General features: G+C 61.5%; 19 protein-coding genes and 2 pseudogenes. 13 read left to right on the forward strand and 8 right to left on the reverse strand.

Features of this window, described 5'->3' with window-relative positions; translation table 11 throughout:
- Nucleotides 1-96: 96 nt before the first annotated feature.
- Nucleotides 97-540 carry a pseudoazurin gene (locus AC0L2Z_RS26255; protein WP_473516675.1) on the forward strand — a complete coding sequence of 148 codons (444 nt, stop codon included), beginning with the start codon at nucleotides 97-99 and terminating at the stop codon, nucleotides 538-540.
- 606 nt (nucleotides 541-1,146) lie between these two features.
- Here the strand turns inward: AC0L2Z_RS26255 and AC0L2Z_RS26260 are convergent.
- Nucleotides 1,147-1,596 (reverse strand): pyridoxamine 5'-phosphate oxidase family protein, encoded by a 450-nt coding sequence (locus AC0L2Z_RS26260; RefSeq protein WP_287322789.1) that lies wholly within the window; start codon nucleotides 1,594-1,596, stop codon nucleotides 1,147-1,149.
- A gap of 144 nt (nucleotides 1,597-1,740) precedes the next feature.
- On the opposite strand from AC0L2Z_RS26260, the gene AC0L2Z_RS26265 reads away from it, so the two are divergent.
- A complete protein-coding gene (locus AC0L2Z_RS26265) occupies nucleotides 1,741-2,367 on the forward strand; it encodes a class I SAM-dependent methyltransferase (RefSeq protein WP_473629689.1) in 627 nt (208 codons plus the stop codon).
- Nucleotides 2,368-2,379: 12 nt separating this feature from the next.
- Here AC0L2Z_RS26265 and AC0L2Z_RS26270 read toward each other — a convergent pair.
- The 5 genes and pseudogenes from AC0L2Z_RS26270 to AC0L2Z_RS26290 all read right to left on the reverse strand — a co-directional run.
- A pseudogene (locus AC0L2Z_RS26270) lies at nucleotides 2,380-2,499 on the reverse strand (twin-arginine translocation signal domain-containing protein); the annotation flags it as partial.
- A gap of 31 nt (nucleotides 2,500-2,530) precedes the next feature.
- On the reverse strand, nucleotides 2,531-2,791 hold the full coding sequence (locus AC0L2Z_RS26275; protein WP_473629690.1) for an NnrS family protein: 261 nt from the start codon (nucleotides 2,789-2,791) through the stop codon (nucleotides 2,531-2,533).
- A complete protein-coding gene (locus tag AC0L2Z_RS26280; RefSeq protein WP_473516671.1) occupies nucleotides 2,773-3,111 on the reverse strand; it encodes a DUF779 domain-containing protein in 339 nt (112 codons plus the stop codon). Before AC0L2Z_RS26280 ends, AC0L2Z_RS26275 begins: the two co-directional genes overlap by 19 nt.
- Before the next feature lie 57 nt (nucleotides 3,112-3,168).
- A pseudogene (gene adh, locus AC0L2Z_RS26285) lies at nucleotides 3,169-4,686 on the reverse strand (aldehyde dehydrogenase).
- Between the two features lie 146 nt (nucleotides 4,687-4,832).
- Complete coding sequence (locus tag AC0L2Z_RS26290; RefSeq protein ID WP_473629691.1) at nucleotides 4,833-5,801, reverse strand: GAF domain-containing protein; 969 nt, start codon at nucleotides 5,799-5,801, stop codon at nucleotides 4,833-4,835.
- 191 nt (nucleotides 5,802-5,992) lie between these two features.
- On the opposite strand from AC0L2Z_RS26290, the gene AC0L2Z_RS26295 reads away from it, so the two are divergent.
- The 6 genes from AC0L2Z_RS26295 to AC0L2Z_RS26320 all read left to right on the forward strand — a co-directional run bounded on the left by AC0L2Z_RS26295 (nucleotide 5,993) and on the right by AC0L2Z_RS26320 (nucleotide 12,792).
- On the forward strand, nucleotides 5,993-6,841 hold the full coding sequence (locus AC0L2Z_RS26295) for a Crp/Fnr family transcriptional regulator (RefSeq protein ID WP_473629692.1): 849 nt from the start codon (nucleotides 5,993-5,995) through the stop codon (nucleotides 6,839-6,841).
- A 98-nt stretch (nucleotides 6,842-6,939) separates the two neighbouring features.
- The gene (locus tag AC0L2Z_RS26300; protein ID WP_287122213.1) at nucleotides 6,940-7,893 is read left to right on the forward strand and encodes a LysR family transcriptional regulator; all 954 of its coding nucleotides are present in this window, start codon (nucleotides 6,940-6,942) and stop codon (nucleotides 7,891-7,893) included.
- Between the two features lie 139 nt (nucleotides 7,894-8,032).
- Complete coding sequence (locus AC0L2Z_RS26305; RefSeq protein WP_473629693.1) at nucleotides 8,033-9,046, forward strand: amino acid ABC transporter substrate-binding protein; 1,014 nt, start codon at nucleotides 8,033-8,035, stop codon at nucleotides 9,044-9,046.
- Nucleotides 9,047-9,116: 70 nt separating this feature from the next.
- Nucleotides 9,117-10,304, forward strand: coding sequence for an amino acid ABC transporter permease (locus AC0L2Z_RS26310; protein WP_473516667.1), 1,188 nt, complete (start codon nucleotides 9,117-9,119; stop codon nucleotides 10,302-10,304).
- Nucleotides 10,305-10,307: 3 nt separating this feature from the next.
- On the forward strand, nucleotides 10,308-11,447 hold the full coding sequence (locus AC0L2Z_RS26315; protein WP_473516666.1) for an amino acid ABC transporter permease: 1,140 nt from the start codon (nucleotides 10,308-10,310) through the stop codon (nucleotides 11,445-11,447).
- A 166-nt stretch (nucleotides 11,448-11,613) separates the two neighbouring features.
- Nucleotides 11,614-12,792 (forward strand): MalY/PatB family protein, encoded by a 1,179-nt coding sequence (locus tag AC0L2Z_RS26320; RefSeq protein ID WP_473516665.1) that lies wholly within the window; start codon nucleotides 11,614-11,616, stop codon nucleotides 12,790-12,792.
- Between the two features lie 96 nt (nucleotides 12,793-12,888).
- On the opposite strand, the gene AC0L2Z_RS26325 is transcribed toward AC0L2Z_RS26320, so the two are convergent.
- On the reverse strand, nucleotides 12,889-13,767 hold the full coding sequence (locus AC0L2Z_RS26325; RefSeq protein ID WP_473629694.1) for a GNAT family N-acetyltransferase: 879 nt from the start codon (nucleotides 13,765-13,767) through the stop codon (nucleotides 12,889-12,891).
- A 255-nt stretch (nucleotides 13,768-14,022) separates the two neighbouring features.
- Between AC0L2Z_RS26325 and argE the strand changes: the two genes are divergently transcribed.
- From argE to AC0L2Z_RS26350, 5 genes are all read left to right on the forward strand, one after another.
- The gene (argE, locus tag AC0L2Z_RS26330) at nucleotides 14,023-15,147 is read left to right on the forward strand and encodes an acetylornithine deacetylase (RefSeq protein ID WP_473629695.1); all 1,125 of its coding nucleotides are present in this window, start codon (nucleotides 14,023-14,025) and stop codon (nucleotides 15,145-15,147) included.
- Between the two features lie 16 nt (nucleotides 15,148-15,163).
- Nucleotides 15,164-16,087 (forward strand): 2-hydroxyacid dehydrogenase, encoded by a 924-nt coding sequence (locus AC0L2Z_RS26335; protein ID WP_473524926.1) that lies wholly within the window; start codon nucleotides 15,164-15,166, stop codon nucleotides 16,085-16,087.
- Nucleotides 16,088-16,100: 13 nt separating this feature from the next.
- Complete coding sequence (locus AC0L2Z_RS26340) at nucleotides 16,101-16,457, forward strand: cupin domain-containing protein (RefSeq protein ID WP_023798459.1); 357 nt, start codon at nucleotides 16,101-16,103, stop codon at nucleotides 16,455-16,457.
- A gap of 167 nt (nucleotides 16,458-16,624) precedes the next feature.
- Nucleotides 16,625-17,668 carry a tartrate dehydrogenase gene (locus tag AC0L2Z_RS26345; RefSeq protein WP_473524927.1) on the forward strand — a complete coding sequence of 348 codons (1,044 nt, stop codon included), beginning with the start codon at nucleotides 16,625-16,627 and terminating at the stop codon, nucleotides 17,666-17,668.
- Between the two features lie 18 nt (nucleotides 17,669-17,686).
- Nucleotides 17,687-19,165, forward strand: coding sequence for an NAD-dependent succinate-semialdehyde dehydrogenase (locus AC0L2Z_RS26350; RefSeq protein ID WP_473629696.1), 1,479 nt, complete (start codon nucleotides 17,687-17,689; stop codon nucleotides 19,163-19,165).
- Nucleotides 19,166-19,590: 425 nt separating this feature from the next.
- On the opposite strand, the gene AC0L2Z_RS26355 is transcribed toward AC0L2Z_RS26350, so the two are convergent.
- Complete coding sequence (locus AC0L2Z_RS26355; RefSeq protein WP_473516661.1) at nucleotides 19,591-20,280, reverse strand: haloacid dehalogenase type II; 690 nt, start codon at nucleotides 20,278-20,280, stop codon at nucleotides 19,591-19,593.
- Between the last annotated feature and the right edge of the window lie 286 nt (nucleotides 20,281-20,566).

Genomic DNA, 20,566 nt, shown 5'->3' on the forward strand with positions numbered 1-20,566 from the left:
AGCGGCTATTTGCGCCAGCGCAAACTGCCTGTTGGCGTCACGCACTATAAAGCCTTCAACGGCAATGGAGCCGCATACCAGGAAAGGACCAGGAAAATGAAGAAGCTCATCGCAGCGCTGGCGCTAGGCGCGGCGGTTGCGGTCGCAGGCGCGGCTGGCGCAGCCGAAATCGAGGTCACGATGCTGAACAAGGGCGAGAAGGGTGCGATGGTGTTCCAACCCGACTTCGTCAGCGCCGCCCCCGGCGACACCATTCGCTTCGTGCCGACCGACAAGGGCCACAACGTGGAAACGATCAAAGGCATGCTCCCGGAAGGCGCCGAGGCCTTCAAGAGCAAGTTCAACGAGGTCTTCACGGTAACGCTCGACAAGGAAGGCGTCTACGGCGTCAAGTGTGCGCCGCACTACGGAATGGGGATGGTCGCGCTGATCGAGGTAAGCCAGCCGGTCAACCTCGACGCAGCCAAGGCCGTCAAGCAGACCGGCAAGGCCAAAGCCGTGTTCGCCGAACTCTTCGGCCAGGCCGTGGCGGCCAGGTAGCGCGGGTCAACAGACGCGAATTGGCGCGGACGGCGGGGGCCGCGTCAAGGAGACGTAAGTGATGGACCGAGCGGACAGGCAGGCTTGGCACCAAGGCGCGCCGAACCACGATCCCGCGATCCGGGAGGAAACGTCGCGGCGATATGGCCGCTGCCACCCGGGCCACGACTTCGCCGACCTCGTCCGCCGGTCTTCCTTTCCAAGGAGGACCGGCGGCTCTTGCAGAACGGCGAGCGGCCGGAGGCCGCGCCAAGCCTCGTTGCTGATCTCTTGCGAAGGCCTGCCTAATTCATCCGCGAAGCTTCGCATCCAGGACGTTGGGCTACCTTCCTAGCCTAGGTTACAAGCGCGACCAGCGCCGAACGTGATCCAGAGAGAGAGCCGTTCAAGCGGAGCCGTGACGGGACTGCTATTGCTTGAACGCTTCCCATTTTGGTTTCGTGGCAGCTGCCGCGCCGGATGACGCTGGCCGGATGACGCTGCTTGTCTTGATTAGATAGTGCGTCTGGCGCCAACCGCACTGGGACAGCCGTCAGGAAAGCGTTCGCCCTGCCGGTCGAGCAGCTCCTGTGACGCTCGACGTCGACGCGCATCCACCGCCCCGCCTCATTTCTCATGGGCCTCGCGCCCGGACATCCGCTCGACATGGATTCGAAAGAAGACGTGCGAAGCATGGTCGACGAGCGGTGCAATGACGGGCTTCAGCGCGCCGGGTTCCCACCAGTTGGCGTGCTGGCTGAGCAGGGACCAGGCCCGGTCGCGCTCTCGTTTGATGTCAATGCGGTCGGGCAACTCCTCGAAGCGGCCTTCGGCGACGACGCTCTTCCAGGAACGGGCCTCACCTTTTTCTTCGACCAGAAGCGCCACTTGAGGGTTGCCCCGCATGGTGTCCAGCTTTCGGCCCGGCATAGTGAAGGAATAGGTGCATCTGTCGTCGTAGGCGTAGTAGATTGGCACAAGGTAGGGCTGGTTACCGGACGAGCAGGCGAGCCGCGCGAGCCGGTTCTCAGAAATCAGGGCGGTGCATTGGGCGAGGGATAGTTGTCGAATTATCATGGCGGAACTCCTCATCGAGGTCTCACAATGCGCGCATCGCACACAATCGTCGTTGTCTCAGATCAATGTCCCTCGGTGACAACTTCCACGGGCTTATGGGCCTCTCGCTCATCGAGCCTCTTGTCTTGAAGGAGAAGCGCCAGGATGAGCACCGACCGGGATACCGTGCGGTCCTATGATGCGGTCGCGGCGGAGTACGCTGCCGAGGCCGCGGCGATGCCAGAATGGGTCGCGACCGAGATCGATGCGTTCGTGACCGAGCTGGGTGGCTCTGGCAGGGTGCTGGAGATCGGAAGCGGTGGCGGGCGAGATGCCCTTGAGCTTGAGAAGCGGGGGATCAGCGTCCGGCGCACCGACATTTCGAAGGGTTTCGTCGAACTGCTTCGCGAGAGTGGCTTCGAGGCCGACCTGTTGGACCCGCTGACCGAAGACCTGGCCGACCCGCAGCGTCCCGGCACGCCGTATGACGGGATCTGGGCCTGTGCCTGCCTGATTCACGTCGCGCGCGAGGATTTCGGCACGGTGCTTGGACGGCTTGCCGAGGCAACCCGGCCCGGTGGTCGACTGCACGCCTCGGTTAGAGAGGGCGATGGCGAGGATGTGTCCACACACGGCTGCGCTGCAGCGCCTCGGCGCTACGTCGAGACGTACTGGCGCGAGCCTGCCCTGCGGTCCGCACTCACAGACGCCGGCTGGATCGTCAGCGAGATACGTCGATGCATCGGAAAGCCCAATGATCGGTGGCTGAGCGTTCGGGCGAGGCGCGGGTGACGCACTAGGCCCGGATTCGACGCCACCGGGAACGGGCTGCGCCGTGGCCGGGAGAACGATCCCGGCCGACGCCGCCGCGAGCGGCTCCGCGTGCGCCTTAAGTAGATCACGACGGTTGATGGATGACGTCATTTGCTTTCGAAGCTCGGAGTATCCGCCCATCTCAAGCGTTGGCCCTGCGCCCCCACAGGACAGGCGCATAGCGAATGGCGAACAGCAGGAAGGCGGCACTCCACAGCGCACCGCCGCAGATCAGTAAGTGCGCGTGCCAGTCTCCTGCCAACGGCGCCGCGACCCGCAGGACAGCTCCCAATGTAACCGCTATGTAGGCTGCGAGAACGGTCCGATCCGCGACGATCTCCCGTCCAGTGTGGCCGAGGCTGGACGTCCGCTGGTGCTCGAAATTCAGATTCCCACCTGGCACACCGTGGACCGCGTCAGGAAGCGTCTCTCCCTGCCGTTGTCGAGTGAGAACATGCCACCGCGTCCGGGCACAGCATCGATGACGAGGTTGGTGTGCTTCCACGCGTCGTATTGCGCCGCGCCGATGTAAAACGGCGCGCCGCCGATCTCGCCGAGCAATACGTCGCTGTCCCCCAGAGCGAAATCACCCTGGGGGTAGCACATTGGCGAGGAACCGTCGCAGCAGCCGCCCGACTGGTGGAACAGCACCGGCCCATGCTCGGCGATGATCTCCGCCAGGAACTCCAGCGCCGCCGGCGTGGCGCTCACCTTGTCGTGCATTCCATCCTCCTCCGGAAAGCGAAGCGCGGGAACGTCCCGCGCCCCGTGAGGCAGTCCTTAGAAGAAGCCGAGCTTCTTGGGGCTGTAGCTGACCAGCATGTTTTTGGTCTGCTGGTAATGGTCGAGCATCATCTTGTGGGTCTCGCGGCCGATGCCGGACTGCTTGTAGCCGCCAAACGCCGCGTGCGCCGGGTAGGCGTGGTAGCAGTTGGTCCAGACGCGGCCGGCCTGGATCGCCCGGCCGAAGCGGTAGAGCCGGTTGGCGTCGCGGCTCCAGATGCCGGCGCCGAGGCCGTAGAGCGTGTCGTTGGCGATCGACAAGGCCCGTCGTCGTCCTTGAAAGTTGTCACCGAAACCACCGGCCCGAAGATCTCCTCCTGGAAGATGCGCATCTTGTTGTGACCCTTGAACACCGTCGGCTTGACGGCCGAAGTGCTCACTGGCGGCGCGCGCAACGAGCTGCCGGGCGATCTCGCCGGCGGCTATTACGCCTTCCTGCTTGCCGATGTCGATGTAGGACAGGATCTTCTCGAGCTGCTCGGACGAGGCCTGCGCGCCGATCATCGTCGCCGGATCCAGCGGGTCGCCCTGGACGATCGCCTCGACGCGCTTCAGCGCCCGCTCCATGAAGCGGTCGTAGATCTTTTCATGGATCAGCGCCCGGCTCGGGCAGGTACAAACCTCGCCCTGGTTGAGTGCGAACATGACGAAACCCTCGATCGCCTTGTCGAAGAAATCGTCGTCCTCGGCGGTGACGTCCTGGAAGAAGATGTTGGGCGACTTGCCGCCGAGCTCGAGCGTTACCGGGATCAGGTTCTGGCTGGCGTACTGCATGATCAGCCGGCCAGTGGTCGTCTCGCCGGTGAAGGCGATCTTTGCGATCCGGTTGGAGGAGGCGAGGGGCTTGCCTGCCTCGAGGCCGAAGCCGTTGACAATGTTGAGCACGCCCGGCGGCAGCAGGTCGCCGATGAGGTCCGCCCAGAGCATTATCGCCGCCGGGGTCTGCTCTGCGGGTTTCAGAACCACGCAGTTGCCGGCCGCGATCGCGGGGGCCAGTTTCCAAACCGCCATGAGCAGCGGGAAGTTCCACGGGATGATCTGGCCGACGACACCCAACGGTTCATGGAAGTGATAGGCAACGGTGTCGTGGTCGATCTCGGAGAGGCTGCCCTCCTGGGCGCGGATCGCGCCGGCGAAGTAGCGGAAGTGATCGATGGCCAGCGGCAGATCGGCGGCGGTCGTCTCACGGATCGGCTTGCCGTTGTCCCAGGTCTCGGCGCGCGCGAGGAGATCGAGGTTCTCCTCCATGCGATCAGCAATGCGATTGAGAATCAAAGCGCGTTCGGCCGGGCTGGTGCGGCCCCATGCGTCCCTGGCAGCATGGGCCGCGTCGAGCGCGGCCTCGATATCCTTGGAGTCGGAACGGGCGACTTCGCAGAGAAGCTGACCGTTTACCGGCGAGAAATTCTCGAAATACTTGCCGGACAGCGGCTCGGTCCATTTGCCGCCAATGAAATTGCCGTAACGCCTGTCGAAGGGCGCCTTGACGGAGCGTGAGAATTCAACCTTGTTCATATCAACCTCCCGAAACAACGCCGCGGGATGCGGCGCTTCGGCGGAAAGACTTGCCGCATCTGCCCGCTCGCTGTCACGATGGTGAGGACAGTGGACCCGCAGGACGTGTCGCAGAACTGCGACAGTCATGCCGGGATTCGAAAAGATCAGTGCGATCTATGGAGATCGAGGCGGTTGAGCTTCCGGTGGAGCGTCGCACGGCTGATCCCAAGTGCTGCGGCCGCGGCCGAGACATTTCCATCTGTCCGTGCCAGCACCCGTTGCAGAGCCCCGCGCTCCGCCTCGGCGAGGGCTTCGGTGACCTTCCGCGCCCCGCCAAGCAGATCGGCCGCGGGGAGCGGCTTGCGAAGGCTTTTTTGCGTGATTCCCAGCGCCAGTCGCGCTGAGCGGGTCGCGCCGACCACAAGGTCGTCCGCATCGACCGCGACCAGCCCGCCCGAACCTTTGTCGGTTATTGGCGCGAGCAGAATGCGCGCCTTCGGGAATGCCATCTTGAAGTTCTCCGCCTCGATGCGTCGCGCGGCGTCGACCACGGCCACCGAAATAAGATTGGCGAAGGCTTCGGTTAGATCTGCCCGGCAGGAAGACACGTCGAGGGCGGCGACGAGGTCTCCCTCGTGATCGTAGATGGGCGCGGTGATGCAGCTCAGCGCTGTGTTGCGCGTGTGAAAATGCTGGTCGCGATGGATCGTCAGCACGCGCTGCTCGACAAGACAGGTGCCGATGCCGTTGGTGCCCTCGCTCTCCTCGTTCCAGACCGAGCCTGTCCACAACCCCCAGCTGTGAAACGTCTCGTCATCCGCAGGTGCACCGCGTCGTTCGACCGGCACGCCCTCACGGTCAGCGAGAAGTACGCAGCATCCAACACCTCCCACCGCCAGGTAGAGTCTGTCGAGGCTTGATTGGGCAGCTCGGATCAGCGGTTCGATCCGTTGCCTGGCATCGATAAATTCGGCTTCAGTCAGGTATCGCGGCGGTTTGGGATCGGTTGGATCGAGCTTGTGCAACCTAGACGAGCGTCGCCATGAAGCGACCAGCGCCGACTTCGCAGCGGCATCCGAAATGATTGCGGCCTGTATGCGGTCGGCATGATGACCGGGTAGAACCTCGCCCATGCTATCCTCCCAAATCCCGACTCTTTCCTTTCAGTTCCTGGATCAGGCCTTTCAGTTCCTGGATCAGGTACGTGTACGTCGGGGTTGCGTTGGCAGGGCTATCTCCGCTTCGGTCGAACCCTCTGTCAATTGCCCAGAAGAACCAGGCGCCTCCCTTGCGCCAGCGTTATCCGGCAACGGCCGGAGCTCTCTTGACATGGATCAAACCTGCGGACGAGTCTCTGGATCGGCTGCGTCTGCGGCAATATGCGAACCTTGTGTACGCCACGCTGGCATTCGGCGCCGGAGTGTCCGATATTCCCGACAGCGCCATGGACACGAACCGCAAGGACATACACAACTCCGACATTCCCGTGCTTTGCCGGAGCTGCGAGGCCCGGCACAAGGGAATGTGCGGCGTGCTCGATTCGGCCGCGCTTGTTGCGCTTTCGCGCCACACGCGCCTGGCCCGGCATTCTGCCGGAGAGGAACTCGCCGCGGAGGGCATGCCCGTCGAGTCCTATGCGAATGTAATGCGGGGCGTAGTCAAGCTGACCAAGGTGCTGGAAGACGGCCGCCAGCAGATCGTCGGGCTGCAGTTCGCCCCGGATTTCCTCGGGCGACTTTTCACGCCTGACAGTGCCGTAACTGCCGAAGCTGCGTCCGACGTCGATCTCTGCCGCGTGTCGAAGAGCGGTCTGGAACGGTTGATCGCGGCGAATCCCAAACTGGAGCGTCGGTTGATGGAGCAGACGCTCAGGGAACTCGATGAAGCCCGCGAATGGATGGTCACGCTGGGGCGGAAGACGGCTGCCGAGAAGGTCGCCAGCTTCCTTTATCTCATCGCCACGCACCTCGATCCCTCAGCGGACAGCGAGCAGAAGGGCCGCAAGTTTATTCTGCCGCTCACGCGCGGTGACGTTGCCGATTTTCTCGGGCTGACCATCGAGACCGTCTCGCGGCAGTTGTCCAGGCTCCGCGCGGAGAAAGTCATTGCAATCAGCGCAGTGACCCAGGTCGATGTGCCCGAACTCGAGCGGCTTAGGAAGCGTTGTGGCTGAACGGATGGACCAGCGCCAGAAGCGGAACGAGGATTGCGTGTTCGAACGCCACGTGGACGTTCTCGTCTCATGATGAAAAACCAAGGCCTTTTCGGCTCATGAGCTTCGATGACCTCGACCTGAATTTGCTGCGCGTGTTCGACGTCATGATGCGCGAAAGAAGCGTCACGCGTACGGCATGCGAATTGGGAAGAACGCAATCTGCGATCAGCCATTCCTTGTCCAGGCTGCGGCACCTTTTCGGCGATAAGCTGTTCACGCGCGATGGAGGCGTTATGAGGCCGACCCCGCGCGCGGTTGAGCTTCTGCCAGACATTTCGGCCGGATTGGCAACGATTCGAGCCTCGATTGATCGCCATCAAACTTTCGATCCCGCAACCACGCGGCGGAACTTTCGTGTCGGACTCACCGACTACCATGCGATGATAATCATACCCCGTCTTCTGCGGGAGTTTTCCAGGCAGGCGCCCGGTGCCACCTTGAATATTATTCCAGCGAACGGGCTCGATATCCCGTCCTCGGTTCATCTTCGACAGATCGACTGTGCATTGACTGGAGCAGTGATCAAGGATGACCCAAGCCTTTTGAAGATCGAACTGGGCCAGGATCGTCTCTTCTGCGCAGTTTGGAGCGGCAGCCAAATCGCAAGTTCGGCGATGTCATTGGAGACATATCTGTCAGCGTCTCACTTGCAGGTTTCCGCCGATGGTGTTTCCAGCGGACTTGCGGATGCCGCGCTCAAGGAGCTTGGTTTGCGGCGGAACGTGGTCGCGACGATATCGAATTATCTGGCACTTCCGTGGGTCTTGCGAGGCACCGAACTTGTTGCTCATTGTGGTGACGGAATCCTCCAAATCCTTGATAAAGCGAGTGAAGTGACTCTCCTTTCGCCGCCCCTGCCGATCCCAAACGTGAGCGCGTGGTTGCTCCTTCATCCGCAGATGGCCACGGACCCAGGGACGATCTGGCTCAAAGAAGTTCTCTCAAACATCTACTCTGAGTCACAGATTAAAAAGAGAGAAATTGTTTCTGAGAGAGAACAGAAGAAATAAACAGGAGACACACGGCTGAAACCATTACGAGTGCAGCCATTGTATGAGCAGACCTCATAGTCAACATGACGAGAATGAATTTGACCAATAATGAGGCCTGCGCAACCTTTGTGCTCCACAAAAAATAAGGGGAACCAAGATGCGAGCAATTCTCAAGAGTCTGGTCGGAGCAGCGGTAGGGCTCGTTGTATCCAACGCGTCCGCCGCGACGATCGACAATGTTAGGAAGAACGGAGTTCTGACCTGCGGAACCAACTCAGCGACGGCCGGATTTAGCCTTCCAGACAATGAGGGCAAATGGACCGGGTTCGTGGTCGACTATTGTCGCGCTGTTGCAGCAGCGGTTCTGGGCGATGCGCAGAAGGTAAGGTTCATTCCGCTTACGCCGAAGGACCGGTTCACCGCGCTTCAGTCGGGCGAGATCGATATACTCGCACATAACGCAACCTGGACATCATCGCGCGACACGTCTCTCGGAATACTTTTTGCGGGCACGTATTTCTACGATGGCCAGGGTTTTATGGTCCGCAAAGCGGAGAACGTCGGTTCGGCCAAGGATCTGGATGGCGCATCCATCTGCGTCACCCAGGGCACGACGACAGAATTGAATCTCGCCGATTACTTCCGGTCGCATTCGATGACATTCTCGACCGTCGGGTTTGCCGATGAAGAAGCCGTCGTAAAGGCATACGACGAAGGTCGCTGCGACGTCCTCTCCGCCGATACGTCCACTTTGAATGCATCGCGCCAGCGCATGGCGAAGGGCGACGACAGCATCGTGCTTCCCGAACTCATCTCCAAGGAGCCGCTTGGGCCAGCCGTGCGGCAGGGCGATGATCATTGGCTCAACGTGGCCAAATGGACGCTCCTTGTCATGGTCGCAGCCGAAGAATTGGGCGTAACCCAGCAGAATGTCGATGAAATGAAGTCGTCGGACAACCCGAACATTCGCCGGCTGCTCGGAGCGGAGGGCAGCCTCGGAAAGGATCTCGGGCTTGGCGATACCTGGTCCGTGGACGTTATCAGGCAGGTCGGCAACTATGGCGAAGTGTTCGATCGCAATATCGGCAAGGCCTCGCCGCTCAAGATGGAGCGCGGCCTGAACGCTCTTTGGAGTGAGGGCGGTCTCCAGTACGCCCCGCCGATCCGCTAGGCTGGGTTGGTCCACAAGACGCCAGCGATTGCGCCGGCGTCTAAGTCCACATCAACACAGGAACAGGGTCATGTCCGACGTGCTGCTCGCCGCGCCCTCGCGCAGGAGCCTGTCCCTGCACGACGCCAAGGTCCGCGGCGTCATCTATCAACTTTTGCTAGCGGCCAGCCTGCTGGCTTTGGCCGTGGGCATTGCCGTTCAGACTGCGTCGAACATGAGGGCACGCGGGATTCCGCTGTCTTTCGGCTTCTGGAACGAGGCCGCCGGCTTTGACATCAATCAGACGCTGATCCCCTACGACACGCTCTCCACCTACGGCCAAGCGTTCTGGGTGGGCGTGGTCAACACGCTCTATGTGAGCTTGCTTGGAATCGTCCTGGCCACAATCTTGGGCTTTGTCGTCGGCATTGCCCGTCTGTCACCGAACTGGATCGTTTCAAAAGTCGCGGCCTCCTATGTAGAGATCATACGCAACATCCCGTTATTGCTGCAGCTTTTGTTCTGGTACAATGCAGTCCTGAAAGCGCTGCCTGCGCCGAGGGCGTCGATCGAACTCCCCGGCGGCATCTATCTGAACAATCGCGGTCTCATCATTCCGGAAATCCAGCTCTACGCAGGAGCAGGTACCGTGGGACTTGCATTCTTGGCGGCCAGCTTCTTCTGCGTCGCTTTTTGGTCCTACGCCAGACGCGCACAGAACCGCACCGGAAAGCAGCTGCCCGTGCTTTGGGTCAGCCTCGCTGCCTTGATCGGACTGCCTCTGATCGTCTTCCTCCTGGTCGGTTCGCCGGTGTCGTTCGTGACGCCAGAGTTGAAAGGGTTCAATTACCGCGGTGGACACCAGCTTTATCCGGAGTTCGCGGCTCTTCTGATCGGTCTGTCCGTCTACACCGCTTCCTTTATCGCGGAAATTGTCCGCAGCGGGATCCAGGCTGTGCCGAAAGGCCAGACCGAAGCCGCCCATGCGCTCGGGCTTGCGCCGGGCAAAACGCTTCGCCTGGTCATTGTTCCGCAGGCACTGCGCATCATCATACCGCCCCTGACCAGCCAGTACCTGAATCTCACGAAGAATTCCTCACTCGCCGTGTTTATCGGCTACCCCGATCTCGTTCAGGTTTTCGCGGGAACGGTGCTCAACCAGACTGGCGCCGCCGTCCAGGTGATGGCGATTACGCTGTCGGTCTACCTCGCGATCTCCCTCGTCATGTCGATGACCATGAACGCGTTCAATCAACGTTTCGCGATTGTCGAGAGGTGATGCATGAGCGGCCAGTCCCTGCATCCGCACCTCGTTAGCGCTCCGCTTCTGCCGCCTATGGCGCCGCCTTGTGGAATCCGGCCGAGCCCGGCGACCTGGATCAGAAAGAACCTGTTCTCGACGCCGTTCTCCGGCGTTCTGACGATCTGCTTCACAGTTCTCGCCGCATGGCTTTTGCATCAGTTCGTGCGTTTTACAGTCTTGGATGCAGTCTGGGCCGGCGGACAGGAAGAATGCCGCGCCAACCCTGAGGGCGCGTGTTGGCCGTTCATCGTCGAGAAATTCGACTATTTCCGTTACGGGGCATATCCGGTTTCCGAGCGCTGGCGGGTGGACCTGACGCTGGCGATCGGCGCCGTGCTGATCGCCTGGCTGCTGTGGAAACGGGCGCCGCGGCGCAACGTGGCGGCTATGCTGTTCTTTGTTGCCTACCCGGTCGTCGCCTTCGCGTTGTTGCGCGGTGTCGCGTCCTTCAATCTGCCGGTCATCGATACCGTCTTGTGGGGTGGGCTGCTGATCACGCTGCTCATGTCGATCGTGGGCATCGTCTTCTCGCTGCCGCTCGGCGTGCTTCTCGCGCTTGGCCGACGATCGGAGCTTCCCTTCGTCAGGGCAGTGTGTGTGATCTTCATCGAGGTCGTCAGGGGTGTGCCGTTCATCACGGTGCTGTTCATGGCGAATTTCATGATGCCGCTCTTCGTCCCCGACTATCTGACGCCCGATCGGCTGCTGCGTCCGCTGATTGCAATAGCGCTGTTCTCGTCGGCCTACATGGCCGAGGTGGTGCGCGCAGGCCTTCAGGCGATCCCGAAGGGGCAAAATGAGGCGGCAAAGGCGCTCGGCGTCAGCTATTTCACCATGATGCGTCTGATCATCCTGCCGCAGGCGCTCACTATCGTTATCCCAGGCATCGTCTCTACCTTCATCGGGCTGTTCAAGGACACGACGCTGGTAGCGATCGTCGGCATTGCGGACTTCCTGAGAGCCGTCGAAACGGCGCGAGTCGATCCGAACTGGGCCGGGCCGACGATCTCCTCGACCGGCTATCTTTTCGCCGGGCTGGTCTACTGGATTTTTTGCTTCGGAATGTCCCGGTACTCGCAGTCGATGGAGCGCGCGTTGGCGCGCGGCCACAAGAGCTAGGAAGCGGATGTGCGACAGGCAGTTTCAGCAGCGAGGCACGCGGCGCAAATCCTCTAATAGCCCGCCAAAAGTTCGAGCAGCCGCGAGCGGCAAAAACCACACCGGAAACCAGGCAATGACGTGTGTAGATGCATCGCAACCGACGGTTGCGGAAAGAAATGTTGGAATGATCGACTTCGACAGGATCTATGATCGCCACCAGTTTGGGTCAGTCAAATGGGCCAATCAGTGGGACGAATTCTCGCCTCGGGTCGAGGGCGAAGATCTGCTTTCGCTGTGGACCGCGGACATGGATTTTCGCGCGCCTGAAACCGTCATCGCGCGGCTACGCGAAGCGGCTGACCATGGAATCTATGGCTATACCCGCCGCGACCCCCGTCACTACGAGATTGTGCAATCATGGTTCGCGCGTCGGCACGGCTGGTCGCCGGCACTGGAATCGCTGCTGCCGGCGCCTGCGATCATGCCGTCGGTAGCCGCGATGCTTCGGACCTTCACGAAGCCCGGGGACGGGGTGATCGTGCAGTCTCCCATCTACTCGCCCTATTTCGAAGTGATTCAGGGGAACGGCAGGAAGCTGCTGGTCAACAGGCTAAGGTTGCAGGATAACCGATATGAACTCGACCTGGAGAACTTCGCGAAACTGGCAGCCGGCGCCAAGGCCTTCCTGTTGTGTAATCCGCACAATCCAGCTGGAAAGGTGTGGACGCGCGGGGAATTGACGGCGCTGAACGATGTCTGCGAGCGCTACGGCATCCTTGTCATATCCGATGACATCCATTGCGATATCAGATTGTCGGATCGCCCGCACATCGTCTTCTCGTCCCTCTCGGAGGATGCCGCGGAAAAGTCATTCATCTGCACGGCTCCAACGAAGACCTTCAATCTGGCCGGCGTGCCCTCCGCAACCGTGTCGGTTGTCAACAAGCAGCGGCGCGAGGCGCTTCTGGCTACCATGCAGGCATCGTTCATGGTCAATGCCAACTTCTTTGGACGGCTGGCGCTAGAGGTCGCCTACAGCACCGGCGCGCCTTGGCTGGATCAGCTGACGCGCTACATCGGCGGCAATGTCGATTTCGTCCTCAAGTTCGCCGAGGATCGCCTGCCGGGCATCACACCGATGCGGCCGGACGCTTCCTTCCTGGTGTGGCTGGATGCGCGCGGGCTCGATCGGAGGGTCGGAGGCGTTCAACGCTTTTTCGTCGACCGAGCCGGGGTCAATTTGTACGACGGGCGCGTCTATGGGCCCGGCGGTGAAGGCTTCATTCGCCTCAATGTCGGTTGCCCTCGTCCGCTGTTGCGCAGAGGGCTCGAACGCATGTCCAGGGCGCTGGAGTCGTTGTGAGGGCGTAGGGCCCGTTGGGCGACAAGCTTCGTTCAGATCGCGTTGCGCAACGCGAACCCGCACCTCTGCTGCTTGACGGCGATAGCGTGCTTGCATTCAGCTCCAGGCGTGGCTGGCCAATCCATAGACCCAGGGCCCGTTGCTTTCGCGGTTCAGAAAGCGGCGGCCTTTGGACATCGTCGTCACGGTCTCGGCAATGCCGAGGCCGCTCTGCTGCAGAAACTCGGCAAACACGCCATCCTTCTCGCGCGTATCGACGCGGGCGAATCGACCTGCCAGCTTGTTCAGATGGACGGCTGTGAGGTGGACCGCGTCCTGGTCGTTTCGGGCTATTGTGGGACCAATCACATGGCCGCGCCCGAACTCGCGACACATGGAATAGCCAACGACCTCGCCGCCGCGACTCAAAGTGGCGATCGAGGCATCCTCCGAGAGCAACGCAAGCAGCCTTGCACGGTTGGTCCCGAATGCGCGCGCGTCCAGTTCGGTGATCTCGCGAAGTCTGCCGCTGGGCAGATCACTTAATTCACCATCCGGAGCTGGCATTGGCGGGAGTTTTTGTGGGATCTCGCCCTGGCGCATGTAGACGATCGCCTCGTTCGTGAAGCCGAGCGACACATACAGAGGATAGGCGGCATGGGTGGCATTCAGGGCCAGATTGCGATCCCCGCACTGCTCGAGGACCTGGTCCATGAGCCATCGGCCGCCTCCCTGCGCCTGTGCGCGAGGCGTCGTGATCACCAGGCCGATGGTGGCAAAATCGTCCCCTTGGGGAAACCACATCGCGCTTCCGAAGACGCGCCCAATTCCGTCAACGGCGACGATGCCGTGGCCGGCGCGGCGCAACAGATCCCAGTCTTTTGGGCGATGCGGCCAGCGGACCGAAATCGACAGTGCATGCAGCAGATCAACATCGACATCATTGATGTCTCGCGCGACCAGTTCAAAGGATTTCAGGCGTACTGATCTCTGCATCTCAGTCGATCCGCTCCTTCAACGAATGTCTTTCAACGAATGCCCAGGGCACGCGGTGTTAAATCCTGGCGCCGATAGCCATGTTTGCGACAGGCCTCATTTGCAGCAGCATTACACGGGAACGCCAGCAGGTTTCGCTGGTTCGAGGCGTTTTTTCGCAATCTTCAGCCAAAGCACGACGCGATTCGGCAGGGAACACTGCTGCTCAGGGATAGGCTGGTCGCAACCTACAGTGTGCAAGCAGAGCGGACAGCCATGAACGTGGAAGAAATCCTCGCGACCCTGATTGCGTTTCCCTCAGTTGTGGGCACGCCAAACGGTGAGATCGTCGATTGGATCCGCGACTACTGTCAGGCAGCCGGAGCCGAGGTGACGGTTCTGCCCGGTCCCGAGGGCGACCGGTCCAACCTGTTCGTCACGGTCGGCCCGCGTGCCGGTCGGGGCTACGTCATCTCCGGACATATGGATGTCGTGCCGGCCGGCGAGCCGGAATGGAGCTCCGATCCGTTCGTCCTGCGTCGCGAGGGCGGCAGGCTTTACGGCCGCGGCACCACCGACATGAAGGGCTTTCTCGCCTGCGCATTGGCCGCGCTGCCAGGACTTGCGGCAATGAACCTGCGGCAGCCAGTTCATTTCGCATTCTCCTATGACGAAGAGGCGGGGTGCCGTGGTGTGCCGCATCTCTTGGCTGCGTTGCCGAGCCTATGCGAGAGGCCGCTTGGCGCGATTGTCGGCGAGCCGAGCCGGATGCAGCCTGTGCGCGCGCACAAGGGGAAGGCCGCCGCGCGGCTCGAGGTGATCGGGCGATCCGGTCATTCGTCACGCCCCGATCTCGGCCTCAATGCCGTGCACGCCATGGCCGGCGTCATCACGCACGCGGTGGCATACGGCCAATCCCTCGCCGGCGGCCCGCTCGATCACAATTTCGAGCCCCCATATTCTTCCTTGCAGGTGGGCGTCATCGCCGGTGGACAAGCCGTCAACATCATCGCTGGCCACTGCACAGCCGATATCGAGGTGCGTGCCGTGCCGGGCGTTTCTCCGGCATCCCTGCTCGAGCCGGTCAAAGCACGGCTTTTCGATCTACGCGACAGCGGCTTCGAGGTGGCTTGGCACGAGTTGAGTTCCTATCCTGCCCTTGCGCCGGCGGATGGGAGCAAGCTGGCGGCCGTTCTGACCGAGCTGACCGGGCAGGAGCCGCTCACAGCGGTCAGTTACGGCACCGAGGCCGGACTTTATCAGCAGGCCGGTATCGATGCGATCATTTGCGGCCCTGGCGAAATTTCCCGCGCGCATCGTCCCAATGAATACATCGAGATCGGTGAGCTTGCTGCCTGCCAGAGCATGATCGAGGATCTCGGCGCGCGTCTCGCGGCGTGAACTAGAGGCGGGTTCCATGGCATTCCTTTTCAATTCCGATGTGGCGCGTGCCGCGGTGTTCCGCGAGATCTTCGCGCGCGAACTCCCGGATCTGGAATTCTTCCATTCCGGCGAGGAGATGGAGCCGGAGAAGGTGCGCTATCTCATCACATGGACGGTGCCGGACGACATCTCCCGCTATCGCAATCTGGAAGTGCTGTTTTCGATCGGAGCCGGCGTCGACCAGTTCAAGCAGGACGTCGTGCCGAGCCATGTGAAGCTGGTGCGCATGGTCGAGGACGGCATCATCCGCATGATGCAGGAATACGTCGCGCTTGGCGTGTTGGCGCTCCACCGGGAGATGCCCGCCTATCTCGAGCAGCAGAAAAGGTGCCTCTGGCAGCCGATTGCCGCTCGACAGGCGGCCGAGCGCCGGGTCGGCTTTCTTGGTCTTGGCATGCTGGCGCAGGCGGCTATCGAGCGCCTGAAGCCATTCCAGTTTCCGCTTGCCGGGTGGAGCCGCAGCGAAAAGCGGATAGAGGGAGTCACCTGTTTTCACGGCGCCGATCAGTTGCCCCGCTTTCTGAAGCAGACGGATATTCTCGTCTGCCTGCTACCGCTGACGCAGGAAACCAGCGGCATTCTCGATGCAAAACTCTTCTCCTTGCTGCCAGCAGGGGCGCGCCTGCTGCATGTCGGCAGGGGTCCGCAACTCGACCAGGCCGCGCTGATCGACGCGCTCGACAGAGGCCACGTATCCGCGGCGATGCTTGATGTCACTGATCCGGAACCGCTCCCGGAAGACCATCCGCTGTGGTCGCATCCGAAGGTGATGATAACGCCGCACATTGCCTCGGTGACACAACCACATACGGCGGCGCAAGCCGCCGTCGACAACGTCCGGCGCCACCGCGCCGGCGAAGAACTGATCGGCCTCATCGATCGGACACTCGGCTACTAACCAGGAGACCCACATGTCACTGCTGACCACGATTGACACAAATCCCGCCTTCACGCCGAAGGAGGCATTGCCGCTGCCTGAGCGGCTCATTTCCGGCACTCCATCCTTCAAGAGCTGGGCGCAGGATGCCTCGAAAGGTGAGAAGGTTCTGACCGGCGTCTGGGAAGCCACCCCCGGCGAGACGCATTCGATCAAGGGCACCACCTACGAGTTTTGCCATATCCTTTCGGGCCTCATCGAAATCGAGGAGAAGGGCGGCGAGACCAAGACTTACCGCGCCGGCGACAGTTTCGTGATGAAGCCCGGTTTCGTGGGTGTCTGGCGCACGATCGAGACCGTGCGCAAGATCTACGTCTGCGTTTACGACTGAGTTCAGTGCTCAAGGTACGGCCGAGTAGAGCGCGCGGCGGTTCCAGAACAATCGACTATCCAAGTTCGGCCCGACGCGATTCGACGCTGTCGGGCCGCTCATTCTCGACGAAAAATGCGGCACGCGGTCCGCTATGGTTCCGCTAGTGCGAATGAGGACCTCGATCGATGAAGACCTATGACATAGCGCTCATCCCCGGCGACGGCATCGGCAAGGACGTGACCGGGGCGGCATGGCAGGTGATGCAGGCCGCGGCCAAACGGGGCGGTTTCGCCCTTGATGGCACACGCTTCCCATGGTCGTGCGCCTACTACCTGGAAACCGGCGCAATGATGCCGCCAGACGGCATCGAGACACTCCGAAAATTCGATGCGATCTATCTCGGCGCTGTAGGCTGGCCCGCGGAAGTACCCGACTCAGTATCGCTTCACGGACTGCTGCTGCCGATCCGGAAAGGGTTCACGCAGTACGCCAACATACGGCCGCACAGGCTGTTGCCGGGCGTTCAGGGGCCCCTCCGCTCCGATGGTTTCGACATCCTGTGCATTCGCGAGAATACGGAAGGCGAATATTCCGGCGCCGGCGGGCGCGTGCATTCCGGCACGGCCAATGAGGTCGCGATTGAGACGTCAATCTTCACGCGTGCCGGTGTCGAACGGATCATGCGTTTCGGTTTCGAACAGGCGCTGGCGCGCGGCAAGAAGCTCGCATCCGTGACCAAATCCAACGCCCAAAAGCATTCCATGGTTTTCTGGGATGAGGTCACGCGTGAGGTGGCGAAGGACTATGCCGATGTCGAGGTCTCGCACTACCACATCGACGCCATTGCCGCCCGCATGGTGCTGGCGCCGGAAAGCCTCGACGTGATCGTCGCCTCGAACCTGTTTGGCGACATCCTCACCGATATTGGAGCGGCCATTCAGGGCGGGCTGGGTTACGCCGCCTCCGCCAATATCAATCCCGATCGCAGTGCGCCTTCCATGTTCGAACCGGTCCACGGTTCGGCGCCCGACATCGCGCATCTCGGTGTCGCCAATCCGATCGCCGCGATCTGGTCCGGTGCGATGATGCTCGAGCATCTGGGCGAGGGGCATGCTGCGGCAGAAGTGATGTCGGCAATCGAGTCCATAACCGCGCGGGGCATTGGCACGATCGCAGGCAAGGACCGGACTGAAACAATCACGCAAGCCGTGCTTGCGGCGTTGAGCTGAAAGGGCAGAGGAAAGACCATGAATGCGATAACCAAGATTGGCACGTTTGACGATGCGGACCTGTTCCGCCAGCAGGCGTTGATTGGCGGTGTGTGGCGGGAAGCGGATACAAAGGCCGCCGTCGAGGTCACCAACCCTGCCACCCTGGCCGTTCTTGGCAGCGTTCCCGATATGGGCGGCGACGACACCAGGGCCGCTATCGCTGCTGCGGCCGAGGCATTCAAAAGCTGGAAGAAGACGACCCATGCCGAGCGTGCGAGATTGCTGGAGCGATGGCACGACCTCATTCGCCAGCACGAACAGGATTTGGCGCTTCTGCTGACGCTGGAACAGGGTAAGCCGCTTGCCGAGGCGTCGGCGGAAATCCGCTACGGCGCATCTTTCGTGAAATGGTTTGCGGAGGAGGCGCGCCGCATCGGTGGCTCGACCATTCCGTCACCCACCGCCGATCGACGCATTCTGGTTCTCAAGGAAGCAGTCGGCGTCTGTGCCATCATCACGCCGTGGAATTTCCCCAACGCGATGATCACGCGCAAAGTAGCACCGGCGCTGGCCGCCGGCTGCACGGTTGTCATCAAGCCGTCGGAGTTCACACCCTTTTCGGCGCTCGCGCTCGGTGTCCTGGCGGAGCGGGCGGGCATCCCGGCAGGCGTTATCAACATCGTGACCGGCATGCCGGGCGAGATCGGCAAAGAGCTGATGGCCAACGAAACGGTGCGCAAGATCTCGTTCACCGGTTCGACCCGCGTCGGCGCGCTGCTCATGCGTGGCGCGGCCGACAGCATCAAGCGGCTGAGCCTGGAGCTTGGCGGCAACGCGCCCTTTATCGTTTTTGACGACGCCGATCTGGATAACGCAGTTGAAGGTGTGATCGTATCCAAGTTCCGTAATGGCGGTCAAACCTGCGTTTGCGCGAACCGGATTCTCGTGCAGGAAGGCGTTTACGACGCTTTCGCCGAAAAGCTGAGCCAGCGCGTGACGCGGATGAAGGTTGGCGCGGGGACCGACGACGGCACTGAGATCGGCCCGATGATCAACGCGGCCGCGATCGACAAGATCGAGCGTCACATCGCGGATGCGAAGACGAAAGGCGCGCAGATCCTCGCCCAAAGCGAGGCAGTGCCGGACGGCAGGCAATATGCACGGCCCGTCGTCCTGGGGGAGGCTACCACCGAGATGCTCCTGGCATCGGAAGAGACCTTCGGTCCGGTGGCGCCGCTTTTTCGCTTCGAGACGGAGGAAGAGGCCATCACCATCGCGAACGCTACGCCGTTCGGCCTTGCCGCCTACTTCTACACCGACGACCTCAAGCGCTCATGGCGTGTCGCCGAGGCGCTGGAGTTCGGCATGGTCGGGCTCAATACCGGCCTGATCTCGACCGAGGTTGCGCCTTTCGGCGGTGTCAAGCAGTCAGGCGTGGGGCGGGAAGGATCGCAGCTCGGCATCGACGAATATCTCGAGGTCAAGACGCTTCACGTCGGCGGGTTGAACCAGTAGGCTTTGCCGGAGTCGCAACAGCGGCACCAGAATCAGAAAGGGGCGGTCGAAACCGCCCCTTTCTCATTGTGCGCCAGGCATGGCGCGTGGTGCGCGCCGGGGTGGGTCGGCAGGAGTCAGCAGAGGCCGTAGTAGCCGGACCAACCGGTGAAGGGCTGAACGTGTCGATGGAGGTCGGACTTCATTTCCGAGCGCCTTGGGCAGGTACCTCGCGAGAGGGCCTGAGCCGGAAGTAGCGGGAGGAACCCGCAAGATAAGGCTGGGCGCCAATAGGGCGGCGGGCATTGAGGACCTCAAGCCGAGCGCGACACGAACCGCCGTGTACGGAACCGTACGCATGGTGGTGTGGGAGGAGGGACGCCGAAAGGCTCCCTCCTACCCGATTCGATACTTCGAAGGCCGCGATGGCCGGACGCCCGCCGGCCTCAAGCAACTTCCCGAACGGGCTCCAGGCCGACCGCGGCGGCCAGCCCGCCGATATCCTTGATCTCGGTATATTCGTAGAAGGGGTTCGCGGGCTCGTGGCCGCGGTTCACCCAGACCTTGCTCTTGATGCCGAGATCGTAGGCGGTCATGAGATCGTAGCGGAAGGAGGAGGAGACATGAGTGATGTCCTCCGGGCCGCAGCCGAGCTTGTCGAGCATGTATTCAAAGCCCTTCATCAGCGGCTTGTAGGCGCCAACCTCTTCGGCGGTGATGACGGTGTGAAAGGGCGCGCCGAGCTTTTCCACATTCGACATGATCAGGCTGTTCATGGAGTTGGACAGGATCACCAGTGGGATTTCCTTGGCTACTCTGGACAGGCCAGCCGGGACGTCGGGGTGCGGACCCCAGGTCGGCACTTCGTCATAGATGCGTTGGGCGTCTTCGGGTTTGAACTGGATACCGATGCGCTTGCAGCTGCGTTCGATGGAATTCTGCACCACCTCGAGGAAGGGTTTCCATGGCCCCAGCACCTCGTCAAGGCGATAGCCCCTAAAAGCCTCCACGAAGCTGGCCATTGCCTCTGGGGAGAGGCGCTCACCGTAGACGCGCCGCGCCGCGCCGGCCATATCGAAATTGGTGAGCGTGCCGTAGCAGTCGAAGGTGATGTATTTCGGTCTAAGCGTCGACATGGCGACCATCCTCCTGGTTTTCTCGGCACAGCGTGCCTGTACCACAATCACCATAGTCGGAGATCTGGAAGACAAACGGCCGCATTCGCCGCGACCTGAAGCAGATCGTTTCGTATTGCATCGCCGGTTTGGCAGAGAGTTGCGCCAGTTGCCCTTTCGAGCTTTGGGAGCAGCGCGGCCTGTCGGCCATGCTTCGGCAGAAGATGCGGCACGAGCGGCGAAGGATAGTGAAAACGGGTCGCGCTTGGCTGCCGGTCGGGAGGAACTGCTGTCTTTGGTGGTCTAC

Source organism: Mesorhizobium sp. WSM4850, assembly GCF_055811735.1.

Coding starts and splice junctions, on each gene's coding strand:
- AC0L2Z_RS26335 (WP_473524926.1), top strand. CDS start 15,164: ATGGCATTCCTTTTCAATTCCGATGTGGCGCGTGCCGCGGTGTTCCGC.
- AC0L2Z_RS26345 (WP_473524927.1), top strand. CDS start 16,625: ATGAAGACCTATGACATAGCGCTCATCCCCGGCGACGGCATCGGCAAG.
- AC0L2Z_RS26305 (WP_473629693.1), top strand. CDS start 8,033: ATGCGAGCAATTCTCAAGAGTCTGGTCGGAGCAGCGGTAGGGCTCGTT.
- AC0L2Z_RS26265 (WP_473629689.1), top strand. CDS start 1,741: ATGAGCACCGACCGGGATACCGTGCGGTCCTATGATGCGGTCGCGGCG.
- argE (WP_473629695.1), top strand. CDS start 14,023: ATGAACGTGGAAGAAATCCTCGCGACCCTGATTGCGTTTCCCTCAGTT.
- AC0L2Z_RS26355 (WP_473516661.1), bottom strand. CDS start 20,280: ATGTCGACGCTTAGACCGAAATACATCACCTTCGACTGCTACGGCACG.
- AC0L2Z_RS26340 (WP_023798459.1), top strand. CDS start 16,101: ATGTCACTGCTGACCACGATTGACACAAATCCCGCCTTCACGCCGAAG.
- AC0L2Z_RS26300 (WP_287122213.1), top strand. CDS start 6,940: ATGAGCTTCGATGACCTCGACCTGAATTTGCTGCGCGTGTTCGACGTC.
- AC0L2Z_RS26255 (WP_473516675.1), top strand. CDS start 97: ATGAAGAAGCTCATCGCAGCGCTGGCGCTAGGCGCGGCGGTTGCGGTC.
- AC0L2Z_RS26280 (WP_473516671.1), bottom strand. CDS start 3,111: ATGCACGACAAGGTGAGCGCCACGCCGGCGGCGCTGGAGTTCCTGGCG.
- AC0L2Z_RS26260 (WP_287322789.1), bottom strand. CDS start 1,596: ATGATAATTCGACAACTATCCCTCGCCCAATGCACCGCCCTGATTTCT.
- AC0L2Z_RS26315 (WP_473516666.1), top strand. CDS start 10,308: ATGAGCGGCCAGTCCCTGCATCCGCACCTCGTTAGCGCTCCGCTTCTG.
- AC0L2Z_RS26320 (WP_473516665.1), top strand. CDS start 11,614: ATGATCGACTTCGACAGGATCTATGATCGCCACCAGTTTGGGTCAGTC.
- AC0L2Z_RS26350 (WP_473629696.1), top strand. CDS start 17,687: ATGAATGCGATAACCAAGATTGGCACGTTTGACGATGCGGACCTGTTC.
- AC0L2Z_RS26290 (WP_473629691.1), bottom strand. CDS start 5,801: ATGGGCGAGGTTCTACCCGGTCATCATGCCGACCGCATACAGGCCGCA.
- AC0L2Z_RS26325 (WP_473629694.1), bottom strand. CDS start 13,767: ATGCAGAGATCAGTACGCCTGAAATCCTTTGAACTGGTCGCGCGAGAC.
- AC0L2Z_RS26310 (WP_473516667.1), top strand. CDS start 9,117: ATGTCCGACGTGCTGCTCGCCGCGCCCTCGCGCAGGAGCCTGTCCCTG.